Raw genomic sequence first — 3,911 nt, forward strand, 5'->3', positions numbered from 1 at the left:
GGGGGGAGGGCAGAAGACGCGTGGCTACCTCTGGCTCACCCCAACCATCAGTCCTTCCTGCATGAGCAACTGTTTCAGCGTCAAGTGCCAACTCGCAGGCAGGCGACGCTCGCGGAGCGCTTGCTGGTCACGGGCAGCCTGCACTGGCGTCTGAGCAGCAGTCCGGACCTTTGAGATCAGACGTTCAAGCGCAGCGTCGTCGAGTGCTTGAAGCGCGGACTCGGCCTGCTCGCGCTCCCTCAGGGAGCGGTTGCGCTCCTCCTCGCGCGCGGTTGCATCACGATCCTGTTGCTGATGCTTCGCGCGGGTGCGGTGTTGAGCGTCACGAAGAGGCACCCCTGCCTGAAGAATGCTTTGACCTTGCCGCTGAGCTTGCGCCAGAGCCGACAGCCACCGCGATGCCACGCCGATCGATTTGCCCGTTCCCTGCGAGGCGGCATCAATCCGCGCTGACAACTCGTAGCCGAGTTCCTGCATCTGCGCTGGTGTGAGGTCGCCTTCACGGGCAATGCGCAACAACGTCTGGCGGTGTGCTTCAGCGCCAGGCGACAGCCACAACGCCGACTCGCTGTGCGAGTCGTTGGTGGTGGTTGTGTCTGAGTTTGTTCTTGGTTCCGTTTCGTTGGTGTGTGCCAGCGCCTTGGTAGTCCCTTGGCAGGGGCTCTGGAGGGCCTTCACCATGCAGTCGTCCACCAGCGGCGCAGGAGCACCCGCTGCCACGCAGGCGTCCCGCCAATGCGTGTGAAGCTGCGGCGGCATGCGTCGAATATCTGCCAGTGCGGTTTTCAGCACATTGCCAGTCAACGTTGACTCCCAAGTGCTGTGCAAGAACCATGTTTTGACCAGAATATGTCCGTCTCGCAGAATCGCCACCGACATTTCCTCCAACCGTAAAATGACGTTTTGCATTTCATCGGCGGACATGCCGATTTCGGCCGCTGCAATTCGGGGGATCAGTGGGTAACAGCCGATTGCATTTGCGGCCGGGTTGGTGAGTAAATACAGCTCACCGAAACGCTCAACACTTGTGAGTGAGTGCGCCAACTGGCTGCGCCAAGCCTGTTGTGGGCAGATGGGGCGGTAACGTACGCTCATTGCTCGCCCCCTTGTCGCTGGTGCGCCATTGCTTGTGCTGCTCGGCGGCGCTCGATTTGCTCTTTCTTGGTGGGGCGCCCCAGCTTCCCTGGGCCACGCCTCCCGCCGGACTCTTCGTCCACACACCGCGAATCAATGTAGTCCGCCAAGTCTTGCAGCCGGAATTTCCATCGGTTACCGTCTTTGTATCCGCGAAATGGGCATTTCCCCTGGTGCAAGGAGTTTCGAATGGTTTGCTCAGCAAATCCAGTTTCTCGGGCTGCAGTTCGCAGATCAACGACTGCAGGCAGTCGAGTTGCGAGGAGGTCTAATGTCGACATTTGATTTCACTTTCTTTTTCCCCTTTCTGTTTTCTCCAGTGAATTGATCGGCCATGCAGCAGCTCGCCTATGCCAGACCAAGGGGTGGAAATCTGGCAATCGGCGTGTCACCGTTCGTTTTGCAGCTTCAGTATGCCGAGGCGTACCCCGTATAAATTCAGGCTTCTCCAATGGGGTGCATCGAGCGTTGTTTGCGAACGACGCACATGTGCGCATCGCATGATGCGAGCGAACGACTTCTCGCGTTGTTAAGGTCGCGACTAAGAAGTAAGTTGCAACCTTCTCCTTTGTCTATTAAAGTCGCAACTTGATTGTTAGGTGCAACTTTCTTGTGGTGATGCGCCCCATGGAGAACATCTTGTTGGACAAGCGAAAGATGGCCGCTCTTGGCTTGGATCTGGACGGGCAGTGGCAAGAGTGGTGCGCCGAGGTCAAGTGGCATGCCAAGAGCCTGCGAGACGTCCGTGCCAATTTGTTGACTTGCGCCTACTTGGCGTCTCTGGACCCTGTGGCTCAGATTGTCTTGGCTTTGCCTGGATGCCGCATTTCGGAAGATCGTTTGCGGGAAGAGCAATCCATGCTTCACAGGATCTTGCCGCCTCACATCGGAGAGCGCGTGCACTTGATGTGGCCAGCAGAAGGAGCCTCACTGAGTGATTGGCCTGCGGCTTTGCCTCCAGAAGGGCGCGCGTGGCTGATGGAGTTGATCGAACGTGAAGGCACTCAAGCGGTAGGCGTCCGGGCAGCATCCACCAAGCATGTGGTGCTGGGGTGGCTCTTCCTGTCCTGGCTGCGTGGCACAGGCTTTCAAAGCACGGATGAGTTGTGCGAGGCCATTGGCGCCAGCTATCCAACGGTGGCGGGTGTGATCAAGTCACTCGAAGCCGCCGGGTTGATTGAGCGCGGACGCGGGCGTTCAGTCGTTTTGAACCGCTTCCCGATCGATGAGTGGCGTCGCTGGTTGGTGGCCGGAGAGTCGGCACGCAGGACGATCTATTTCAAGGATCAAAGTGGGCAGCCCAGGTCCGTCTATGCGCTGGCCGATCGACTCTCGTCCCTGAAAAAGTCCAGCATCGCCATCGGCGGGGTGATGGGTGCCATGCATCACTACCCATCCTTGGACATCACCGCGGCGCCTCGGTTGGATCTGACCATGTTGGTGGAGAAAGATGGGCCCTTGGACCTGAAGTTCGTCCGCCGACTGGATGCCGCACTGAAGCAATGTGACGGTCCCGATTCATCGGCCAATCTGGTGATTCATCTCTTGCCTCGTAAGCAAGGGTGTTTCGAGCGCGATGATGGTGGGCGTGTTTGGGCGGATCCGGTCGAGTGCATGGCTGATCTTCATGAAATGCGGCTCGACTCGCAGGCGCAGGACATGCTGCACGCATTGCTGCAGAAACATTGAACCAAGTGAACTTCATGGATGCCTTACTGACTCCGACACAAGTCCTGCAGCAAGTGGCAGACGCCTTGCCTGAAGACTGCAAGGCCAACGTCATCATTGTTGGCAGCCTGGCTGCTGGCTACTACTTCTTTGCCGATTCCGGCGAGGATGCCATTCGAACCAAAGATGTCGACTGCTTGCTGGCACCCTACGCCAGTGCGGTACCTGTGGCCCAGGATGTGGCGTCAACCTTGCTGTCAGCAGGCTGGACATTGCCAAGCGAGGGCGAGTGGCGTCAGCCGGGCAACGAGCAGACGGCCGAACGGGATCTTCCACTTGTCCGGCTCTACCCGCCGGGAGATCAGAAGCAATGGTTCGCCGAGTTGCTGTCTACTTCGGCTGATGAGCCGCCGAGCCGAACAGAGCGGCAGTTTCAGCGCGTGAACACGCCGCTGGGCCATTTCGCGCTTTGCTCATTCGGTTACCTCGGCGTGGTCGAAGTGGGCCCTGTGGCGTCGCCCATGGGACTGCGCATCGCGCACCCTGCGATGATGGCCTTGGCCAACCTGCTTCATCATCCGGAGATCGGGCCAGCGGTGATGAGCCAGCCGTTCAACCAACGGCAGATCAAGCGTGCCAACAAGGACCTGGGGCGTGTGTTGGCGCTGGCCTATCTGACCACGGAGCGGGATCGAGATGCACTTGATGCGTGGGTGCCAATGTGGGCTCAAGCTTTCGAGCGCGTGCTACCCAAAGAGCGAGAACAACTTCAGCCTGCTGTCGGGCAAGGCTTGAGGGCTTTGCTGCGCAGCGATGTGGACATGGAGGAGGCCTGGTTCACCTGTCAGTTCGGATTGCTCAATTCGCGCAGGGTGTCTGTGGAGCAACTCAAGGCCACCGGAGAGCGGGTCCTGGCCGAGGTGGTTGAGGTGTTGGAGGACCTCTGATCTCCGACACTTTTCCGACAGTTGGCCCGGTAAACAGGGGTATACTGGGTCGTATCGGGTCAACCTAAGTGGTTGATTTAGCGAGGTTTTCAGTGTCCCTCGCAGTCGGAAATGGCGCTCCGAAGGCAGGGGTTGCTGGTTCGATCCCAGCCGGGCGCGCCA

4 protein-coding genes are annotated in these 3,911 nt (G+C 58.9%); 2 read left to right on the forward strand and 2 right to left on the reverse strand.

Going from position 1 to position 3,911, the window contains the following annotated elements; all coding sequences use genetic code 11:
- Positions 1-24: 24 nt before the first annotated feature.
- Positions 25-1,095, reverse strand: coding sequence for a hypothetical protein (locus B2W70_RS11980; protein ID WP_286745974.1), 1,071 nt, complete (start codon positions 1,093-1,095; stop codon positions 25-27).
- Positions 1,092-1,415 (reverse strand): helix-turn-helix domain-containing protein, encoded by a 324-nt coding sequence (locus B2W70_RS18450; protein WP_414631053.1) that lies wholly within the window; start codon positions 1,413-1,415, stop codon positions 1,092-1,094. The genes B2W70_RS11980 and B2W70_RS18450 overlap by 4 nt, the downstream gene beginning before the upstream one ends.
- Before the next feature lie 346 nt (positions 1,416-1,761).
- Here B2W70_RS18450 and B2W70_RS11985 point away from each other — a divergent pair, with 346 nt between their 5' ends.
- Both B2W70_RS11985 and B2W70_RS11990 read left to right on the forward strand, forming a co-directional pair.
- The gene (locus B2W70_RS11985; RefSeq protein WP_286745976.1) at positions 1,762-2,823 is read left to right on the forward strand and encodes a MarR family transcriptional regulator; all 1,062 of its coding nucleotides are present in this window, start codon (positions 1,762-1,764) and stop codon (positions 2,821-2,823) included.
- Positions 2,820-3,749, forward strand: coding sequence for a hypothetical protein (locus tag B2W70_RS11990; RefSeq protein ID WP_286745978.1), 930 nt, complete (start codon positions 2,820-2,822; stop codon positions 3,747-3,749). Before B2W70_RS11985 ends, B2W70_RS11990 begins: the two co-directional genes overlap by 4 nt.
- Positions 3,750-3,911: the final 162 nt, after the last annotated feature.

This window comes from Aquabacterium sp. UBA2148 (genome assembly GCF_002328915.1).
Lineage (GTDB): Bacteria > Pseudomonadota > Gammaproteobacteria > Burkholderiales > Burkholderiaceae_C > Aquabacterium > Aquabacterium parvum.